Source organism: Caballeronia ptereochthonis, from assembly GCF_001545075.1.
Taxonomy (GTDB): domain Bacteria; phylum Pseudomonadota; class Gammaproteobacteria; order Burkholderiales; family Burkholderiaceae; genus Caballeronia; species Caballeronia ptereochthonis.
This window is the reverse complement of the sequence record NZ_FCOB02000014.1, coordinates 105,055-125,169: the sequence shown is the minus strand read 5'-3', so window position 1 is coordinate 125,169 and position 20,115 is coordinate 105,055. Positions and strand designations below refer to the sequence as shown.

Below are 20,115 nucleotides of genomic sequence, written 5' to 3'. Positions count from 1 at the left end.
GGCGCCTAGCGCCCGCGCGTCGAGCGATACCAGGCGGCCGTGGCGGCCAGCCCCTGGTCGAGCGATTGAGGCGCCCGCCAGCCGAGCGTGTCGCGGATGCGGCTGGAATCGACGCGCAAACTTCCCGTCAGCCGCTCGATCTGCGCCGTCTTGCCGGCCAGGCGCGCCGCGCCGCGCAACACGCCCGCCGGCACGGAAACGAGCCGCGCCGGCTTGCCGAGATGCTCGCCCAGCTTGCGCGCGAGCCCGGCGACGCTCGGGTCCTCGCCGTCGGTCACATGAAACACGCGGCCGGCGGCGGCCGGATTGCGCGCGCACTCGATCGCCGCGCTCGCCAGATTGTCGACGCTGACGAGACTGCGCCGCGCGTCGATCGCGCCGAGCGGAAGCGGCAGGCCGCGCGCGATCGCGTTCATCATCGCGAGAAAGTTGGCGCGCACGCCGGGACCGTAGACGAGCGGCGGTCGCACGACGACGACCTCCATTCCGGTGCGGCTGCCGAACTCGAGCAGCCGGACCTCGGCTTCGGCCTTCGAGACGCCGTAGGCATCGGGCGGGCGCCGTTCGTCGTCTTCGGTGAAAGGACGCCCCGGGTCGCTCTCGCCGAGCGCCTTGATGCTGCTCATCAGGACGAAGCGCGTGACGCCGGCGCGCCGCGCCGCCTCGGCGGTGGCGAGCGCGCCGTCGACGTTGGTCTCCCGGTAGGCTTCGAGCACCGCCTGCGCCCGCGACGCCGATTGCGTCTGCGCGGCGGCATCGCGCATCACGTGCACGCGCGCGGCGAGATGGATCACGGCGTCGCAGCCTTCGAACGCTTCGGGGGCGATGGCATCGAGCCCGTCGATGTAGCGCGCATCGACGCCCGGCTCGCAAGCCGAGCCGCGCCGCACGAGACCCGTCGCCGCGATGCCGCGAGCGAGCAAGGCGCGGCTCACCGCGCGGCCGACGAAGCCGTTCGCGCCAGTCATCGCAATGCGTCCGTCCGACGCGCTCATAGCCATTTCCAGCCGAAGCGGTTGAAGAACCTGCACGCCGACGTGACGAAAAGCTTGATGTGCACCGAGCCCTTCTTCGCCGCGCCGCCGCCGTGATGCAGGATGCGCACGGACGGCACATAGGCGATGCGGGCGATATCCCGCGTGCGCAGGCTCAGGTCGTAGTCCTCGAAGTAGAGGAAATAGCGCGGATCGAAACCGCCGAGCGACTTGAGCACGTCCGTCCTGTAGAGCATGAAGCAGCCGCTCACGATCGGCGGGTCCCACACGACATCCTTGTCGCCGATGACGTCGCGCATCTCGTAGCGCGCGAGGCGCGGCGCGAACGGCTTGCGCAACGCGGACGGCAGGAAGCCGCGCACGAACAGGTCGAACACGGTCGGATAGCGCCGGCAGAGATACTGCTGACGGCCGTCGTCGCCGCCGATCCAGGGCGCGAGCAGGCCCGTCTGCGGCGAGTCGCGCAGGAAGGCGAGCGCGCGGCGCAGGCCGTCGGCGTTGATTTCGACATCGGGATTGAGAATCAGATGGAAGCGGCTGGCGGCGCGCTCGATCGCGAGATTGTGGCCGCGCCCGTAGCCGACGTTGCCATGCCCCTTGATCACGACCGTGTCGAAATCGGCATCGGATGGCACCGGCAGATCCGCGAGCTCGCCCGGATTGCCGTTGTCGATCAGATACAGGCACGCACGCCCGGCAACGTCGTGCAGTTGCGCGAGCGCGGCATCGAGCGTTTCGACGGTGCGGGCGAGCAGCGCGGCGTCGGGCCGGTAGACGACGATCGAAATGCTGAGCGTAATCAGTTGTTCGGGGTGTTCCGGCTGATCCGCCGTCTGGCGGTGCGGTGAGATCTCGTTCATCGGACAAAGAGTGTGTCCGCGCCACGAAAGGAAGACGGACTGCGCTGATGATTCGGAAATGCCGAGATTCTCCTCAATGTCGCTCTTTTCGGCAACCTCACCCGGTCGACCGCTGGCGCGCGCACGCCACCGGCATGTTTCGATTCCCATGAATACAAGAAGAGACTGTCGGCGCAGGCGGACGCGCGTGCCATTTTGGGTGTGTCAAAAGGCCATTGCGCAAATTTTTCCGTTTTATGGCCTTGTATTCGGAAATCCACGCCTCTTCGATCATTTTGCCAGCAAGTGCTGTTTCGAACAGAGAGCGGGCGACGTCCCACGTTACCCTGCAATGCCAACGATCCGGCTTCCGAACCGCTTTGCGCCGGCATACATAATGAATAAAGAGAGGGTGGTGCCAAATGGCTAAGATGAGCGTTCCCTTGTGCGTCGACCTCGATGGCACCCTGACGGCGACGGATTTGCTCGTCGAGTCGTTTCTCGTGCTCGTCAAGAACAATCCGGTCTACATACTCCTTTGCATCGTTTGGCTGCTGCAGGGGAAAGCGTACCTCAAAGCACAGATCGCGAAGCGCGTCTCCATCGATGTCTCCGTGCTGCCCTACAACACGGGTTTCGTGGATTATCTGCGCGAGCAACGCGAGAACGGACGAGACCTCTATCTTTGCACGGCGTCGAATCAGCAGTTCGCGGATCAAATCGCCAGTCATTTCGGCTTCTTCAAGGGCGTGCTGGCAAGTGACGATGCGCGCAATCTGAGCGGCAGCAACAAGGCCAGTGCGCTCGCTCAGCAATTCGGCGTCCACGGGTTCGATTATTGCGGCAACGCACGCGCCGATGTGCCCGTCTGGAAGCAAGCGCGTCAGGCGATCGTCGTAGGCAACCGCCACATTGCGGCGGCGGCCGAGAAAGTCAACGAGACCATCGTGTTCTTCGAACAGAAGCGTTCTCTTTTGCGTCTCACCATCAAGGAAATGCGTGTCTATCAGTGGGTGAAGAACCTGCTGATTTTCGTGCCGCTCCTCGCATCGCACCGTTTCACCGAGCCGGCGTCGCTGCTGGCCGAGGGCGTCGCGTTCTTTTCCTTCAGCTTCTGCGCGTCGGCCGTCTATCTCCTGAACGATATGCTCGATCTGGATTCGGACCGCCGCCATGCCAAGAAATGCAAGCGGCCGTTTGCGTCGGGGCAGTTGTCGCTCACGTACGGAATGGGGCTCACCGTGGCGCTGCTCATCGCGTCGGCGCTGCTGGCCTCGCAGCTGGAAGTGCGATTCCAGATCGTGCTGTGCGCGTATTTCGTCGCCACGCTCGCGTACTCGTTCAAGCTCAAACGCATCATGCTGGTCGATGTCTTTACCCTCGCGGCGCTCTATACGACGCGCATCGTTGCGGGTGGCGCGGCCGCCGATATCCTCTTGTCCGACTGGCTCATCATGTTCTCCGTGATGATCTTTCTGAGCCTCGCGATGGTCAAGCGCTATACCGAACTCGATGCGCTGCTGCGCAATGGCAAGATGGCTGCCTCGGGACGCGGGTACGTCACGCATGATCTGGGCATCCTGCGTTCGTTCGGAACGGCGTCGGGGTATGTCGCCGTACTGGTGCTCGCCCTTTATCTGAACTCGTCGGATGTACGGGTTCTCTATCGCCATCCCCATGCGTTGTGGGTGCTTTTCGGCCTGCTCCTGTATTGGATAAGCAGGGTCTGGATGCTCGCGTTCCGCGGTGAGATGCACGACGATCCGATCGTGTACGCGATCAAGAACCGCTTCAGCTTACTCGTCATTCTCCTGTGCGTCGCCACGGTCATCGTCGCCGTCTGATCCCGCAATTTCACCGTCATGCCATACATCACTCTTCTGCTAAGTGGTTCCTGTAGCGCGCTCGCAAGTATTCTCCTTCGCCTGGCCGGGAAGCTGCCCGCTGATAGCGGCGCGCTTCTCTTCGGCCTGGCTGCGCGTCCGATGCTCTACCGGTTCGGCGCGCTCGGCGCCTATGGTGCCGGATTCCTGCTGTATGCGATCGCATTGAAGCGCGTCGAGCTGAGCGTCGCTTACCCGCTCATGGTCGCCGTGACGATTCTCGAGATCATGCTGTTCGGCGTCGTGCTGGGGGAAGGCGCGTCGCTGCGCACGATCGCCGGCGCAACACTGCTCATCGTGAGCGTGCTGCTGCTTTACGCTCCCAATCCGGCGACCGCCTGAGCGTCAATTGCGTTTGATGTACGTGCAGCGAGCTCGAGCCGAACCGGTCGATCATCCTTCCAAGTCGCCGCTCTTGAGGGCAAAGCCCTTCGGGAGCGGCCTTGTCCTTTTCGCGCCTGGTGAGCAGCGCCAGGTTTCCCACGCATCCTCGATCAACTTGAATGCCGGAGCACGGCAGTGCGGAACGTCCGGTCGTGATACGCGATCGCGCGTGCGGTTGTGGCTATGCGTGATAGCCGATCATGCTTCGAGCGCGCGCCCGCATCAACGGGAAGCCGATTTTCCCGGGCGCACAAGCCGCAGCGTAGTCGTGGGATAGACGGGCATGCGGATTACCGGTCGGGTGCGTTGCGATCGAGGTCGCTTGCCTGGAGAGTCGAATCTCGAGAACCGGCGTTCACTGCTGCGGGCGTATGTCGGCGTTGATGATCGTCGCTGTGATCTTCCACGGATCCTGCGGGCCAACAAATGACAACGTCCGCCGGTGACGGCGGACGCTGAAGGCAAACGCACACGCCGCGCGATTTCAGAGGCTCGACTGCGTCGCCGCCACTGCCTCCGCTCGCGGCGCGCTCGCTGGGCGATCTCGCTCGGCGATCTTCACCGGTGACTCCTTCCGGTCGCGACCAGACGCTTCTGACAGAGCAGTCGAGATCGTTGCGCAAATGACGAGCGAGAACGTCATCCACATGAGGCTCAGGTTGCGCAGTTCGTCGCGATAACAGAAAGCGATGAAGAGAGGCACGGTCAATACGGCTGCAATCCACGCGTGATAGCGCGCTGTCTTCGGCAGGCTGCGCCAGCCCGTCTTGAACACCAGGATGGCCAGCAGCACGTTCAGCACATGAAAGCCCTTCGTGGTCAGTACGCCGTAGTTCATCTCCATGCGAAGATAATTGCGAGGATTGACCAGATACTCGACGTGCGACATCAGCTGATACTCCATGACGCTGCCGCTGTTGAACGCATACTTGTGCTTGATGACCCAGTTCACCGCGCCCGCCAGCACGAGCAATCCTCCTGTCACCGTGGCTGCCCGTTTCAAGGGGTAGCGCATCATGATGAAGGGTGCCAGTGACATAACGAACAGCAGATACGACTCCTTGTTCAGCGTCGCGACGAGGGTGACGAGCGCGAGACGAATCATCTGCCCTCGAGCAGCGAGCCACATGCCCAAGGCCATGAACATGAGTTCTGGCATGTCATAGAAGTAGCCGCCTTCTGTCTGAATGAGCGGGAGTATCAAGGCGATGACCAACGGCGTCAGCGTGGCCGCCACCCGGTCGTGCAGCAATTCGATGCAGACTGCGCGAAGCAGGAACATCGCCGCGAACATCGACAGGAAGGTCAGCGCATAGACGATGAAATAGCGCAACGCATAGTGGGGGTTCGCAGAATCGCTCGCATTGGGAAAATAGCGATGAATCGGATTGGACACGGGCGGGTCCTCGGCAAGCTTCTTGAGAAAAGCCGCTTGAGCCCGCTCGGGAATCAATTTCCCGAGCTCGTTGGCGGTAGTCGGTAATAGTTGTCGATAGACGAAGGGGCGTTCCGCCACGCCGTCCAGCATCATCGGCAGGGTATAAGGCGTGTTTTCCGACAACTGCCACTTGAGGATGAAGCCGCCAAACGAAGCCGCAGCGGCCAGATAATAAATAAAAACTAGTAGAAGCCACCCGCGGAAGCGGTGCAATATGGATCGATTGGACATCGGAAATCCCTCGTATTCTTGTGGCTGGTTTTTTTCAAAGTATGTTTTTTCGACAAGGCAAAGCGCGGCTCGGGCGCGAACACGCCCTTGCGAAAAAATCGTAGCATTCGGTTCCGCGCGGCTCCGTGCGCTAGGGCACCGCGATAAGGCCGTCGGTCAGCTGGTTGCGGCCAGGCGTTGCATGTGACGCCGCAAGCGTCACACGTGCGAGTCGCGCTCAGGCAACGCGTGGCTTAACGTAGGTCGGCATGCGTGGGGCGGGTTCCGACATTACGGCTCCGAGCATCGTTTCCGGCCGCGCCAGCTCTGGTCCTCCAATGTCTCGGTAGCGGTTGGGCATGCGAATGTGGGGATATATATGCTCGATCCAGCAAAACTTATTCAAGTTAGCGAATAAACAGGCGACTATCGCTAATGCGATGGAGAAGCACGCTGCACGAATGAGCACTTCGTATTACCCATTCTGTATTATCTGGAGAATAAAAGACGGCACGGTTCAGACAAGCGTCGGCCCGATTCCCGCCGAGCGCAGTCGCCGCCCGCTCGCTGAAACGCGAACGGGCCGTCGGCAAATAAAGCGCATACGGCTTACATACGTCGGCTCGATTTCTCCTTACCTGTCAGACATCGCCCGAATGACTTGTTCATATATTTTGCGAAGGCGTTCATCACGGCGACGACAATCGTCCCTGTCACGGAATTCCGATCGTTTGACGATCCTGTTCGTCACATAGTGATTGTTCATGGTGTTCTGAATTTCGAACTCCACTGGCAATTCGTGTTCGACGACGACGCGTTCCTTCTTGTTCCAGATGATGAATCGTCCGTCGTCGACATCGAAATTATGCTGGTGAAAACCTTCATACTTTTCATTCTCGGCCTCGTTGCGTGCGTGCCCGAGAATGATCGTGCCCCCGACCTTGACGACGCGGAGCATCTCGATGATTCCGCGCAGCGGTTCGAACGAGTGATCCAGAGCATTCGAACAATGCACGAGATCAAAAGACGACGGAGTGAAAAAAACTGACAAATCTTCGGCCGGCGCGAATTGAGTGCGCACACCTGGGTTGATTCCGTGCCGATCGACGAGATCCGAGTATATGAATGCGAGTGGGTCGGCTGCTACGACCTCGAGATCGGCATCCGGCATGAAATTGCCGATCTTGGATAACGGCCCCGCACCGACATCCAGCACCCGGAACCTCGGCTTCCCGTTCGAAACCGGTGCGTCCACCGCCGACTCACGCAGAATTTTTTGAAGCCAAGGGTCGAGTTCGCGCTGCGCCCGAACACGTTCGGTGTAATCGTCCGGCCATTCCAGGCCTTTTGTCTCGAACCACCGTGTCCAGAATCCGCGCTCGGATTCGATACCCCTAGTCCATAGAGCAAAAATATTGTCCACCGATACATCCTCATCTGGTTAGAAAGCCGATTGGAATCTCGTGGTCTCGCTCTACCCCGCAGCACGGCACATTCTTGCATACTTGCCGCCCAATCAGGGCTCGACGAGCGCAATCCGTCAGGCATATTCAAACTTGTGGAGGCACTTCGCGAGTGCCTGCCCGAGACAACAGGCAAGCCCTCCAGCCCCTGCACATCGCGAACGAGTACGCAAGCCGTCCGGGTCTCCGCGCGACCGCGATTGCCCCGCAAACGTTACGCGTATAATCTGTGCCGGCGTTCCGGCCCGGACAATTGTTATGTTGGCTGACAGCATCATTGTGGAGGTGGCTCAGCCAGGATCGCTTCATTGTGGCCACAACGCGAGCCAGAAATAATCGCTGCCTCAATCCCGCGGCCATACGAACCGCGCCGTCACAGCGCATGGAAGTGCCCAACCAACAAATGAACATGTCTACCAGCGTCAAGCCGAATATAGATGTCTCTGTGGTGTTGAATATGCACAGGGAAGGACCTTTTATTAAGGCCACACTAGCGTCGCTGAATGCTTGCGCCCAAACCGCGCGCGCGGGCGGACTGAAATGTGAACTCATTGCCGTGTTCGATCGTTCCGATGAGAGCACCATCAAGGTATTCACGGAATCTAGCATTGAGGGTTTCGCCAAACACAAGGTGGTTCATACCGACGTCGGTTCTCTCGGGCTTGCGCGCAATGCCGGCATCGATCACGCGAGCGGCGAATATATCTGGACTGCGGATGGTGACGACCTGGTCTCCAGCAATGCGATGCTGGAACTTCACAGACTCGTTTCGGCGAAAGGCCCGGGCGATTACGTTGCCTACGTCAATTATCTCGTCGCGTTCGGCGAAATTTTTTTCGTCTCCAAATATTTCGATGGCGACCACCTGACGGTCGCCGATTTCGCGATGGATCATCCGTTCGTTTCCCGGATATTCATCAAGCGGTCCGTATTTTCGAAGCTGCGATATATCGACCTGCGCCTGACCGAGGGATTTGCATACGAGGACTGGGAGTTCGTGACCCGGTTGCGTCGAGAGGGCTTCCAGTTCCTGGTGGCGCCGGATACGGCAATGTATTACCGACAGCGGCCACAGAGCCTGTTGCGGCAGGCGAACGGCCTGTCCGCCAAACTGATTCCGCACACCCCTCTTTTCGAACCGAAGTGGTACGCGGAAGAACTGGCGCGCGAAAGGAGCCGGATAGGCGACTGGCAGTCGTTTGTACAAATGCGTCACGACATTCACCGATCCAGTGCGATACAGGAGGTCATGAGCTCGCCGCAATTGCGCGCCGATTTGCTGCGCGCCAACCTGATCGATCCGGAGGTCGATCTGGCGCGGATCGAGGGTTCGCACAGCCACATCGCGGTGCCATACCACAGCGATCACTGGGGTTTTGCACTCGCTGAGGCTTTCGAGATCGTCGGCGACGCGGCTTTCACGGATGTCGTTCTGCTGCCCTGGCTGAATCCGGGCGGCGGCGAGAAATATATCCTGCAAGTCCTGCAGGAGCTCGCCGACGCGCAGCCGGAAAGCCGCTTTCTGGTGCTATGCGGCGAACCGGCGCAGGCACATGGCTGGTCGAATCGCCTGCCGCGGCGCTCCGTCCTGCTCGACGTCGTCAACGCATTCCCGACATTGAACGACGAGGCGCGCGACAAGCTCGTCGCGCGATTGCTGCTCGCCACGACGAGTCCGGGTACGAGGCTCCATATCAAGAGCAGCGTGTTCGCTCATCGCCTTCTCGATACGTATGGCTCCGTTTTGCTCACACACTTCCAGGGCGTGTACTATCGCTTTTCGGACGGCCAGTACGTTTGGGAAAATCATAAGCTTACCTACTGGTCCACACTGAGGCTGCTTCGTCGCGACCTGCCCCGCCTGTCGAAAGTGATCTGCGATTGCGCCAGCATCGCGCGCCGTGATAAGGAACGCATCGGACTTGCGCACGAGCGATATCACGTGGTGTACGCCCACGCGAACAGTCCGCGCCCGAGCAGTTTCGCGACGGAGCCGCGCAAGCGTCTGCTGTGGGCGTCGCGCGTGTGCGGCCACAAGAGGCCCGAACTCCTCGCGCGGCTTGCCCGGAAACTGAAAACGATCTTTCCGGACGTCGAGATCGACGCTTACGGTAGCGCCGAAGAAGGCTACGATCCTCGCGTTCTGTTCGACACGGGGAACCTGAGCTACCTCGGCCCGTTCGAAAGCTTCGATTCGCTTCCGCTGGAGAACTACGACGCGTTCATTTACACGAGCGAACTCGACGGCTTGCCCAATGTCCTGCTAGAAGCGATGGCGGCCCGACTTCCGGTTGTTGCGCCCGACGTTGGCGGCATCGGAGAGCTCGTCATCTCCGGGAAGACAGGTTTCCTGATCGCGGACACGCCCGATGACGAGAAACTGATCGACCGATACGCCCTTGCGATCCGCGATCTGTACGACGACTGGGACGCGACGCGCCATCTGGCGACGTCGGCAAAGGAACTGGTCGACCGTCGCCACAGTTACGCGGCTTTCTCGTCGCGCATTGCGGCAGTTTTCGGAATCACCAACACACCGGTTCAAGTCAAGGAAGAGCCGGTTCTAAACGCGAATCCTTAATGCAATCCTTTTTCTGCTACGCCGACGAAGTCAGCATCTCCGCGCTAGAGAATATCGATGAAAAAGTCATATTGCTAGGCAGCGATTTTGGCTACGGAAATTTCGGCGACATTGCACAGATGATGAATTCCATCTCCTTTCACCAGGAGATGGGGCGGTATCGCTGCATCATCGTGATGACCGTCGACGCGATGGGCGACAGCGGCTTTCCGGAGTTCGTCCGGCAGGCCTATAAGGCGGACGGAGTGCTCTTCGTCTCGCCTGCGCCGCTCGATCTCGCCGACAGCGGAGTCGGACTGCAACCGGTGCGCACCATCCGCAACGTCGGCGCCATGCATCTGTACGGCGGCGGCTTTCTCAACGACAAGTGGGGCGATTTCGTCCTCGGTGTAACCGAGCACCTTTTGCAGGTGCTTCAGCCGAGCGTGTATGTCGCGTCGGGTGAACAGGTCACGACACCGTTCGAAAAACGCGTGGTGGACCACATCAGGACTTATCGGCCTTCCCTCTTCGGCGTCCGCGACGAGCTTTCCCGCAAGTGGCTGACCGAGGCGGGGTATGAGCCCTCCTTCTCGTTCGACGACGCCACGGAAGCCTTGCACACGCTGACGGCCAATCTTCCGCTACGGCGCGGGCCTGGGCTCTTCGTGCATCTCAACGTTTCGGGCTATACGGCCAATGCGCCCGACCGCACCGGCATCCCGCGCGAGTTGCAGACGCTGCAGAGCCGCCTCGGGCCGGGTGCGCCGCTGACCTTGCTCCAGGCCTATTCCGACCGCCGTCTCGAAGTCTTCGACTCCCGGGAATCGATCAAGGAGCTGGAGCGGGCATTTCCGTTCAACGATTACCGGACACTCGAGCTCGCTCAGTTGGCCTATCAGAGCTGGCCCGCATTGTCTGAACCCGTCGTGGGCGAGATCGCCTACTCGTGTTCCTATCACGTCGCGCTTTGGCTGCAGCTGGCCGGCATCCCGTGCTGGCTGCGAGGCAGCAATCTCTTCTACCAGCAGAAGCGCGCCGCCCTGCAGGTCGATCAGGATTTCGATTCGTTCATTCGCGAGCCGAAACTCGTCGATCACAGCACGAATCTGGAGCGCCGCGGGGCGTGGCTCGAAAAGCTGCGTTCCGTCATGAAGGACGCGCCCAGCTTCCAGCGTAGTTTCGACTTGCCGCTGCCCGAGGTCCCGCAATCCAGTCACTGGCGGTTCAAGGGCAATCGCATGCGCCAGTGGCAGGAGCAGGCGCAATGGAGCCACCAGCATATCGCGACGCTGACGTCGCGCGTCGCGGAGCTGGATACGTTCGGCCAATCCGAGCACCGTCGCGCCGACGAGCTCAATGCCGAGCTTCAGAACACGCAACAGACCATGCAAGAGGAACGGGAGCGCTTCGAACAGGCATTGCAAACGGAGAAGGTTCGCGTCGATGAGCTTTCCGCCGAAGCCGAACGCTCGCGCGGGCAGATTTTCGCCCTGACCGCTAAGGTGACCGATCTCGGATCCAAGGTTCGAACCGAACGGCAGCACCTGGACGAAGCACGGGACGAAGTCTCGCGCTACTACGCGCAGACACGCACGTTGACGTCAACACTCGAAGCCGAGCAGCGTCGCGTGACCGCTCTGACGCAGCAAGTGGCAAGCATCGAAGAACTCACGCAACGCGCCAATCGCGCACAGGCCTTGTCCGATCAGATCACCCACTCGCGCACATGGCGATGGACCAAGCCGCTTCGCTTTGGAGCGCGTGTGCTTCGAGGCGACTGGTCCGCGGCGTGGAATGGCCTGCGCCGCCTCGGACGACATTCGTAGCCGTAGATTCAGCGACGCGCGGAAGGCTTCGTCCTTCCGCGCCGGCGTCGAAACGTGCCTTACGCAGCCAATCGGGACTTCACGCGTCTGCGAATCGCGCGAGCCACGCGCGCGCCTTTGCGCAACAGCGGAAACGCCCAGGGCACGGTCCTTCGAGACCAATCGGTGAGCCGCAGCGCGATGAACACAGCGCGACTTCGCTCCAGCTGCTCCAGACGCGCCTGCGCGGACGCGAGTTCCTCGGGCGTCGAAGCCCTGCCCCCACTCCCCGCCGTCCCACTCTCCACCACATACAGCGGCATCCGCAACACGCCCGTGCGCAGCTCCTTCTTGCGCAGCAAGTCGTGATAAAGCGACCGATGACGCGCCGCGCGCTCCGGCGTATGGAACATCGATTCCTGGCGGCGCCGGTAGAAGAAGTGAATGCCGTTCGTGACGATGAAGCGCTTGCCCGCCGCCGTCGCGCGCATGTACATGTCCCAGTCTTCGTAGGCCTCGAGTTCCTCGCGGTATCCGAGCTCGCGCAAGACGCGCGTACGCGCGAGACAAGTGGCCGTGGAGAAGCGGTTCTCATACATGCCCACCGCCGCGGCCTCGCCGTAGAACACCGCATAGTCGGCGAACGCCACCTGCCGGCCGATCTGCCCTTCTTCGGTGTCGAAGAAGAAGCCGGTCTGCGGTATCACGAAATCGTAGCCAGGCCGCGCATTCAATGCGCCTACCGCCATCTCGACGAAGCCGGGGCTGATGAGATCGTCGGCGTCCAGCGTGAGCACATACTCGCCGCGCACATGGGACAAGGCAACGTTACGCGTGGCGGCCAGGCCGAGATTCATCTCGTTGCGCACGATGCGCAGCCGCTCGTGCACGCCCTCCAGCCGCTCGATCGCGAGCTGACTGAACCGGTCGGTCGAGCAGTCGTCGACGACGACGATCTCCACGTTCGGGTACGTCGACGCGAGCACGGAGTCGATCGTCCGGACCAGGTAATGGCCCAGGTTGAAATGCGGCACCACCACCGACACGAGCGGCATCGAGCCCGCGGCCGGAGCATCGACGCGCGGCCTTGCGGGAAGCGTCCACGGCGCCGGTGTCTGCGGAACGCGCACCACATCGCGCACCCCGCCGCCCACCGCCCGCGCGAGCGCCGCCGCGAGCCCCGGCGCGCCGCCGTCGAACTTGACGCAGTTGACGTCGTCGATCCAGGGCGAATGGTCGCCGAAAGCGGGATTCGTCCCGTTCAGCACGCAGATCGCGCCGGACATCGACGCCTCATAGGCGGCCAGGCAGAACGACTCGAACGGCGAGGTGAATACGCAGACCGAACGCGACACGACACTATGCCGCTCGGTTGCGCTCAGCTTGTCCAGGAACCTGAAGCGGTCTCGCAGATCCGCCGGGACCATGCGCTCGATGCGCTGCTGATACTGCTCATCGGAAGCATGGGCCGCGAAGACGATCGCGCCGCGATAGTCCGGATTCGAACGAAGGAAGCCACAGCATCCGCGCACGAAGACCTCCGGACGCTTCAGATGCTGGATCTTCGACGAGAACACGATGTTCACATCGGCCGACGGCTTGATGGGCCGCTCGGCGACCGGACCGATATCCAGCACGACCGGCGACGCGTGCAGCACGACGCGGGCGTTCCAGTCGTCATCGGAGAATGCGAAGAAGGTCTGCACCGCGCGCGCCACTTCGGGCAGTTGCGCGACGATCCGATCGCAATCGGCGAGCGCCTTGCGCTCGAGGTCGTAGACGGCCAGTGCGCGCTTGTCGACCGGGCGGCTGTCGACGTCGGCGAGCAGGCTGTCCGCGGTATGCAGCCGCACCGCGAGCACGGTATCGGCGAACGCGCGGCCCAGCAGCTTCTCCTGGATCGATGCGAAGCCGAGACCGCCCCAGTCCTGGAACTCCACGTAATCGAGCCTGCTTTCCGCCGCGAGACCCAGCAGGCCCTGCATCGCGCGAACCGAGTACCAGTGCCATTCCGTATCCGTGAAGGCCCATTCGGGCGGATAGCTGATGCCTTCCTCATCGGCGAGCCGATAAGCCTCGCGCGACGCGACGACCAGTCTGACCTTCGGGTAGACCATCGAGAAGCGCGCGGCATCGAGTTCGTCGCCCACCCAGACGACCGCGGTGCGCGCCAGCTCTTCCTCGCTCGACACCGAAAGCATGTTCGCGATCGATCGGCCAATGCCACCGTGCGTGAAAGGGAACAGTTCTGTCGTGACAAATACTCTCATTGGCCGCCTTCAAATCTCGAGAAATTCCATGTACCGCTGGCGCGACAGCTCAAGCAAGGCGCGCTTGTAGTCGTTCATCATGCCTTGCAGCTCCTGCGCCTCGATGCCGAGCAGCCTGTCGATGCAGCGGCTCACGTCCTCCACGCTCATCGGATTGTCGACCGCCGTGGCGCGCACATACGCGTGATCCTCCAGCCCGTCGAGAAAGAGCGGGCCACGCACGCAGGGCGTGCCCACCGACATCGCTTCGAGGTCCACCATCGGATGGCAGTCGATGGTCGTCACGTTCAGGACGATATCCATCGTCGCCATCATTTCGAGCATGCTCGTGTGATCGCGGTAAGGCACCTTGCGCACCTTGGGCGCGAGCCACTTCGGCAGGTCGAAGTTCTTCGCCACGACGTAGATGTCGTCGACGCAGTCGACGGTCTGCGCGGCCAGCACATTGGTCGCGAGATTCTTGCGCAGGTCGTTCCACGAAGGCGCGAGCGCGCTGCATCTGTCGCTGCGATGCGAGCGATGCGCCACCGCGCCATCGGCGATGAGCGGTGGCATGTTCACGAGCTGCGGCGCGAAATTGCGCTCGCCGACGATCGGCCCGAGCCCGCGCCGGATCGCGCTGAAGCGCCGGATCTTGCCCTCGCGCGCCATCTGGATGGCCCGTTGCGCGAAGCGTCGCTCGTCGTCCCACACCCATTGCGTCGTGGTGCCGTGCCAGACCAGATACTGCTGGTCGTATCCGGCACGCGTGAGCGAGCGCGAGAGCGCGTACATCGGATCGGAGATGCCGTGCATGACGAGCTTCCTGACGCCGTGCTCCTGCATCAGCCCGATGACGACCTCGATGTCCCGGACCGGCATGCCGTTCGCCGACGGAATCGAGAGCTTCCAGCCGGGCAGCGCGCCCACGGCCGAGCGCATGCCCACCCAGTCGTGATGAAAGATATGACAGACCGTTCCGAAGCGCTCATCGGCATTGGCGTACATCGTATCGCGCGTCGCCTGCCACTCGAACGTGCGCTCCGGAGGAAAGGCGCGCGCGAAGCTCACTTTGCCCGAGTCGTCGCTTGCCTCGGGAACCACGTGTAGCGGCTGGGATTCCTGGTGCGCCTGCGCCATCGTCTGATAAAGCCGCTTGCGCAACTCCTGGACGCTTTTGAGCGACTCCATGGCGCGCTGCTGCTCCTCCACGGTACGCTGCAACGCCTCGACCTTTCTGGCGAGAGCCGCGTTCTCCTCGGCCAGGTCGTGCAGGCGGCCCTCCGCCTGCGCGAGCCCGCGATGCTCCAGCTCGCCCTCGAGTCCCTGCAAAGCCGTCTGCAGCCTGGGCATGCCGAGGCGCAAGCGGTCGTCTTCGGTGAGTGGGCGCGGCGCGGCGTCGCCGTCGATCAGCAGGAGCGTCCGCTGCGCGTCGCGCGCCGGCCGGACGATATACACGTCGTGATTCGGAATCTGGCCGTGGACGATTTCCACGTCGAAATCGCGGGTCAGGTCGCCCGCGTAATCGTGAACCCAGCAGCCCGCATGCCAGTTGTTCTCCTTCACATCGAAGGGAACCAGCTGGTTCTCGACCAGCAGCAGATGGCCTTCCTGATCGAGCATCGAGATCATGTCGCGCAGCAGCCGGCTCGCGTCGTCGCGCGAGTTGTGGATCAGCACGGACACGGTGAAGACGACATCGAAGCGCCGCCCCGGAAACGCCTCGGGCGCGCTCTTCGCGACGCGCACGCGTTCATTGACCGGCTCGAGCTCCGCCGGCGGCGCGTCCACGAGCGGCTGGACCATCGGCGCGGAGAAGTCGTATCCGTAATACTCGACGAACGGACATTGCGCGAGCACGTGCGCCATCCTTCCGAAGCCGCATCCGAAATCGAGAACCTTCACGGGCCTGCCCAGCCGCTCGCTCGCTCGCCGCAGATGCGCGACGATCCACGCTTCCTGTTCGCGATAGTTCTGGTTGCCCTCGGCGGCACGCCATTGCTGCTGCTGCCGATACTCCGCGCCGGATTGGCTCTGCCAGTAGTCCTGGTTTGTGGGTGTCATACGATATCCTGATATTTCCGGCCCTCGGGGGACTCGCCGGGAAGCATTATCCACGACGCGCGGCGCGTGCCTTCCGCACGAAACCGGCCACGCGTCTCAGGCTCAGCTGCACGGGTTTGGGCAACCGGCTCACGAGCGCGCGCACGCGCAGCGCGGCCTTCACGACCGTACTGTTCTCGTAGGCGGCCAGTTGCGCGCGCAAACGCTCCACCGACTCCCCTCCGCCCGCTCCCTCGACGACATACATCGGCAAGGTGTTCAGGCCGATCCTGATTGCCTTGCGGCGCACGATGTCGTGGTAGTACAGGCCGATGCGGCGCAGCGCCGCCTCGCTGTGAATCATCGAGCCGGCGCGCCTTCGATAGTGGAAGTGCACGGCATTGGTGACGATGAACCGCCCGCGCGCCATGACTGCGCGCATGTACATGTCCCAGTCTTCGTACGCGCTCAGGGACTCGTCGTAGCCCAGGCTGCGAAAGGCGTCGACGCGCCCCATGATCGTCGCGGTGGAGAAGCGGTTCTGCAGCAGTCCGGATGCGCGCGCCTCGCCGACGAAGGTCATGCATTGCGGCCAGGGCGCCCGTGCCGGATCGATCCTGGGCGCGTCGTCGAAATAGGCGGTCTGCGGGACGACGAACGACACCTCGGGATTGCGCTCCAGCCCCTTCACCGCGATCGATATGAAGCGCGGGTCGATCAGATCGTCGGCGTCGAGCGTGAGCGCATGCGTGCCTCGGGCATGCGCGAGCGCGACGTTCCGGGTCGCCGCAAGACCGAGATTCTGCGGCGAGCGAACGACGCGAACACGCGGGTCGCCGCTCGCCGCGAGACGCTCGACGACCTCGATGCTCGCCGCGTCGGTCGACGCGTCGTCGACCACGACGACTTCGAGATTCGCGTAGTCCGAGGCCAGCGCGCTTCTGACGGTGTCCTCGAGATAGGCGCCGAGATTGTGATGCGGCACGAGAACGCTGACGAGCGGTGCTGCCGCGCCCGCCGACGTCGATTCGATCTCGCGTGGCGCGATCGCCTCCCACGGCTGCGCATGCGCCGGCGCGCGCGCGACGTTCAACGCCGAGCCGGTCGCGAACGCGCGGGTCAGTCCACGCGAAAGATCGGCGGGCGTGCCGTCGAACTTGATGCAGTTCTCGCCGTCGACCCACGGCGAAGCATCGGCGAACGCCGGGTTGTCCCGATTCACGACGCACAGCGCCCCGGACAGGGATGCTTCGTAGGCGGCGAGGCAAAACGACTCGAACGTATTCGGAAAGACGCAGACCGACCGACGGATCAGCTCGTGCCGCGCCTCGCTGCCCGCGTCGCCCTGGAACACGAAGCGATGCGCCAGATCGGCCGGCACGAGGCGCGCGATCTCGTCGCGATAGACGGAGTCGGGCGCCATCGCCATCAGATGCACGGTGCCGCGATACTCGGGGTGCTTGCGCAGGAAGTCACTGCATCCGCGAACGAAGACGTCGGGCCGCTTGATGCGCTGGATCTTCGATGAAAACACGATCGGCGTGTCCGCATCCGGCATGATCGAAGACGGCGCAGACGCGCCGTGATCGAGCACGACGGGCGGCGCATCGATCATCAGGCGATGCAGCCATTCGTCATCGTGGAAATCGAAGAACGTCTGCATCGCCTGTGCGGTGGCGCTCACCTGACCGATCACGAGGTCGCAATCGGCAAGCGCCTTGCGTTCGAGGTCGTAGAGCGCGAGCAACGCGCGATCGACCGGCTTCGATTCCGTCGCGCTCAGCATGCTGTCCGAGGTATGCAGACGCACGGCCATCGTCGCGCTTTCGAACGCGAGCCCGAGCCGCTTTTCCTGCAAGGAGGCGAACGCGACCGCGCCCCAGTCGGGAAACTCCACGTAACGCAGCGGACCGTGCTCGCGTTCGAGGCGCTTCAGCGCCTGCATCGCGCGGACGGAGTCCGCATGCACCGCGTGCGTCGTGTATTGATCGGCCGGCGGATAGCGAAACCCTTCGTCGCGCTCCAGGTACGTCGAAGGCGACGCATCGACGAGCAGCACGCCCGGGAAGCGCGCGGCGAAGCGCGCCGCGTCGATCGCCCTGCCGAGGAACACGACTGCCGTGCCCTGCGTGCCGCCGCCCGAGGAACGGGCGGCGTCGAGCATGTTCGCCAGCACGCGGCCGATGCCGCCCGGCGTGAAAGGAAACAGCTCGCGCGTCACGAAAACGGTCAGACCCGGCATAGGCTACTCGTTATTCGACTGAGGTTTGCCATGGATAGGGAGGCCGAACGGGATGCCCGCCATGCCGCGCCGGATGACGGTTCGCCGGTCCCGCGGCCCTCGCCGCCTCGAGCGTGCGCCCCGCTCAAACGCGACGCACGTCCTTCACCGTGCCATGCTCCAGTTCGACGATCACATTGCAAAGATCCTCGATGATCTTCGCGTTGTGCGACGCGAGCACGAGAATGTCCGCCTTGCCGACGAACGCCTGCATGTGCGCCTCGGCCTTCTTGACGAAGCCCGCATCGCCGACGGAGAGCCATTCGTCCATGAGCAGGATGTCGGCGTGCACGCTCGTGACGATCGCGAAGGCGAGACGCAGCACCATACCGCTCGAGTACGTGCGCACCGGCATGTTCAGGTAGTCGCCAAGCTCCGAAAACTCGGCGATCGACGGCGTGAGCCGCGCCATGTCTGCTTTCGATGCGCCGAGAATCAGCCCGCGCAGGACGATGTTCTCGTAGCCCGTGGCTTCGTAGTCGAGCCCGAGCGTCAGATCGAGCAGGCTCGTCACGCGCCCTTGCGAGCGAAACGAGCCCGCGCTGGGCTCGTAGATGCCCGCGAGCAGACGCAGGAGCGTCGTCTTGCCGGCGCCGTTATGACCCACCAGGCCCACGCGGTCTCCCGCGGTCACTTCCAGGCTCACGTCGCGCAGTGCTTCGACGACCGTCAGCTTGCGGCTGTCGGCGGCGATCCGGCCTCCGGTCGCGGCCGAGAGCATCATCTGTTTCAGCGACCGGTTGCCGGCACCGTACACCGGCAGGTTCAGGCTGCAGTTTTCGAGTTTGAGAAATGCCATGACTTAGATCCAGAACGCGATGCGAGAGCGGAAGCGAATGAACAGCGGAATCGCGATCGCATACAGGATCAACGTCGTGATGCCGGCGCCGATATACACCGTCGGATTGAGCGGCGAGCCGTACAACGGCGCGCGCACGAGCTCGACGAACATGAAGAGCGGGTTGTATTCGGCCACGTACGCGCGATGCCCGAGCGCCGAGGGCTTCCAGAAGATCGGCGTGAGGAAGAACGCCAGCTGCACGACGCTGCCGACGATCGGCTGCATGTCGCGAAAGCGCGCGCAGAAGATGCCGAGGATGATGTTGAGCGGAACGGCGGCGACGATGATGATCACGAGGCCCGGGATCGCCATGAGCCATTCGGCGCGCGGCAGGATCCTCAGGTAGATCATGACCGGCACGTAGGCCAGAATGTTGTGGAAGAAGAACAGCAAGTTTCGGTAAACTGTTCGAAAGACGTGCAGGGTCATGGGCAGGCGCACCGATCGCACGATGCTGTCCGCGCCCGTGAAGACGAGGCATCCTTCCAGGATGAGCGTGGAAATGAGACCCCAGGTGATGATGCCGAGCGCCAGATAAGGCACGAACTCTTCCATGCTGATGTTGAGCAGCGCGCCGTAGAGCGGCCCCATCCCCGCGATGGTCACGATCATCGTGAGCGTGATCCAGAGCGGCCCGAGCATCGAGCGCCGGTAGCGCTGACGAATGTCCTGCCATGCGAGCGTCGACCAGATCGGATAGGCATGGAGGCCGTCGAGCGCATCGCGCCCGGCGAGAACGGCTTTCGTCTCGCCGCCTCGTACCGTAAGTTGTTGTTGCATCGTGTTGTTTGACCCTTTTGATTCCAGATTGTGATTCAGCGAGGGGGCCATGGAGGCCAGGGCGCGCCTGGCGCCGGCGCGGCCAGCGCGGATCATCCGCACCGAACTGCAAGGAATGCGGCATGCGCCGCCTGACGGGCCCGCCGACGGCGGGCCGGTCGAATATCGAGGCCGTATTGTAATAGTCGCGGCCCCGAAGTTCCAACGGGCGCCCGGGCGCCCCCTCGGACGCGCCCCTGGTGCCGCGGCGCGAGCCTTGCCAGGCGGGCTTCTCACGGGTGTAGTGATTTTCGCGACGGATCATTCTGACCGCGAGCGGCCGTGCGGGTTCATCTCGTTAC

13 protein-coding genes are annotated in these 20,115 nt (G+C 62.7%); 4 read left to right on the top strand and 9 right to left on the bottom strand.

Going from position 1 to position 20,115, the window contains the following annotated elements:
* Positions 1-5: 5 nt before the first annotated feature.
* Positions 6-995 carry a UDP-glucose 4-epimerase family protein gene (locus AWB83_RS16550; protein ID WP_087046641.1) on the bottom strand — a complete coding sequence of 330 codons (990 nt, stop codon included), beginning with the start codon at positions 993-995 and terminating at the stop codon, positions 6-8.
* The gene (locus AWB83_RS16545; protein WP_087046640.1) at positions 992-1,855 is read right to left on the bottom strand and encodes a glycosyltransferase family 2 protein; all 864 of its coding nucleotides are present in this window, start codon (positions 1,853-1,855) and stop codon (positions 992-994) included. The genes AWB83_RS16550 and AWB83_RS16545 overlap by 4 nt, the downstream gene beginning before the upstream one ends.
* Before the next feature lie 401 nt (positions 1,856-2,256).
* On the opposite strand from AWB83_RS16545, the gene AWB83_RS16540 reads away from it, so the two are divergent.
* On the top strand, positions 2,257-3,678 hold the full coding sequence (locus AWB83_RS16540; protein WP_087046639.1) for a UbiA family prenyltransferase: 1,422 nt from the start codon (positions 2,257-2,259) through the stop codon (positions 3,676-3,678).
* A gap of 18 nt (positions 3,679-3,696) precedes the next feature.
* A complete protein-coding gene (locus tag AWB83_RS16535) occupies positions 3,697-4,059 on the top strand; it encodes a DMT family transporter (protein ID WP_087046638.1) in 363 nt (120 codons plus the stop codon).
* A 526-nt stretch (positions 4,060-4,585) separates the two neighbouring features.
* Here AWB83_RS16535 and AWB83_RS16530 read toward each other — a convergent pair.
* Positions 4,586-5,770, bottom strand: a complete 1,185-nt coding sequence (locus AWB83_RS16530) for a hypothetical protein (RefSeq protein WP_143750064.1) — start codon at positions 5,768-5,770, stop codon at positions 4,586-4,588.
* Positions 5,771-6,383: 613 nt separating this feature from the next.
* Positions 6,384-7,172 (bottom strand): class I SAM-dependent methyltransferase, encoded by a 789-nt coding sequence (locus AWB83_RS16525; protein WP_143750063.1) that lies wholly within the window; start codon positions 7,170-7,172, stop codon positions 6,384-6,386.
* 422 nt (positions 7,173-7,594) lie between these two features.
* Between AWB83_RS16525 and AWB83_RS16520 the strand changes: the two genes are divergently transcribed.
* On the top strand, positions 7,595-9,793 hold the full coding sequence (locus AWB83_RS16520; protein WP_087046635.1) for a glycosyltransferase: 2,199 nt from the start codon (positions 7,595-7,597) through the stop codon (positions 9,791-9,793).
* Positions 9,794-9,912: 119 nt separating this feature from the next.
* Complete coding sequence (locus AWB83_RS16515) at positions 9,913-11,601, top strand: AAA family ATPase (RefSeq protein WP_143750062.1); 1,689 nt, start codon at positions 9,913-9,915, stop codon at positions 11,599-11,601.
* 59 nt (positions 11,602-11,660) lie between these two features.
* Here AWB83_RS16515 and AWB83_RS16510 read toward each other — a convergent pair whose 3' ends face one another.
* The 5 genes from AWB83_RS16510 to AWB83_RS16490 all read right to left on the bottom strand — a co-directional run bounded on the left by AWB83_RS16510 (position 11,661) and on the right by AWB83_RS16490 (position 19,774).
* Positions 11,661-13,781 (bottom strand): glycosyltransferase, encoded by a 2,121-nt coding sequence (locus AWB83_RS16510; protein ID WP_244197767.1) that lies wholly within the window; start codon positions 13,779-13,781, stop codon positions 11,661-11,663.
* A 78-nt stretch (positions 13,782-13,859) separates the two neighbouring features.
* The gene (locus AWB83_RS16505) at positions 13,860-15,893 is read right to left on the bottom strand and encodes a methyltransferase domain-containing protein (protein ID WP_087046632.1); all 2,034 of its coding nucleotides are present in this window, start codon (positions 15,891-15,893) and stop codon (positions 13,860-13,862) included.
* A 46-nt stretch (positions 15,894-15,939) separates the two neighbouring features.
* On the bottom strand, positions 15,940-18,114 hold the full coding sequence (locus AWB83_RS16500) for a glycosyltransferase (protein WP_087046631.1): 2,175 nt from the start codon (positions 18,112-18,114) through the stop codon (positions 15,940-15,942).
* A 124-nt stretch (positions 18,115-18,238) separates the two neighbouring features.
* Positions 18,239-18,952: an ABC transporter ATP-binding protein gene (locus AWB83_RS16495; RefSeq protein ID WP_087046630.1), complete on the bottom strand. Its 714-nt coding sequence runs from the start codon at positions 18,950-18,952 to the stop codon at positions 18,239-18,241.
* Between the two features lie 3 nt (positions 18,953-18,955).
* Positions 18,956-19,774 (bottom strand): ABC transporter permease, encoded by an 819-nt coding sequence (locus AWB83_RS16490; RefSeq protein WP_087046629.1) that lies wholly within the window; start codon positions 19,772-19,774, stop codon positions 18,956-18,958.
* Positions 19,775-20,115 lie beyond the last annotated feature (341 nt).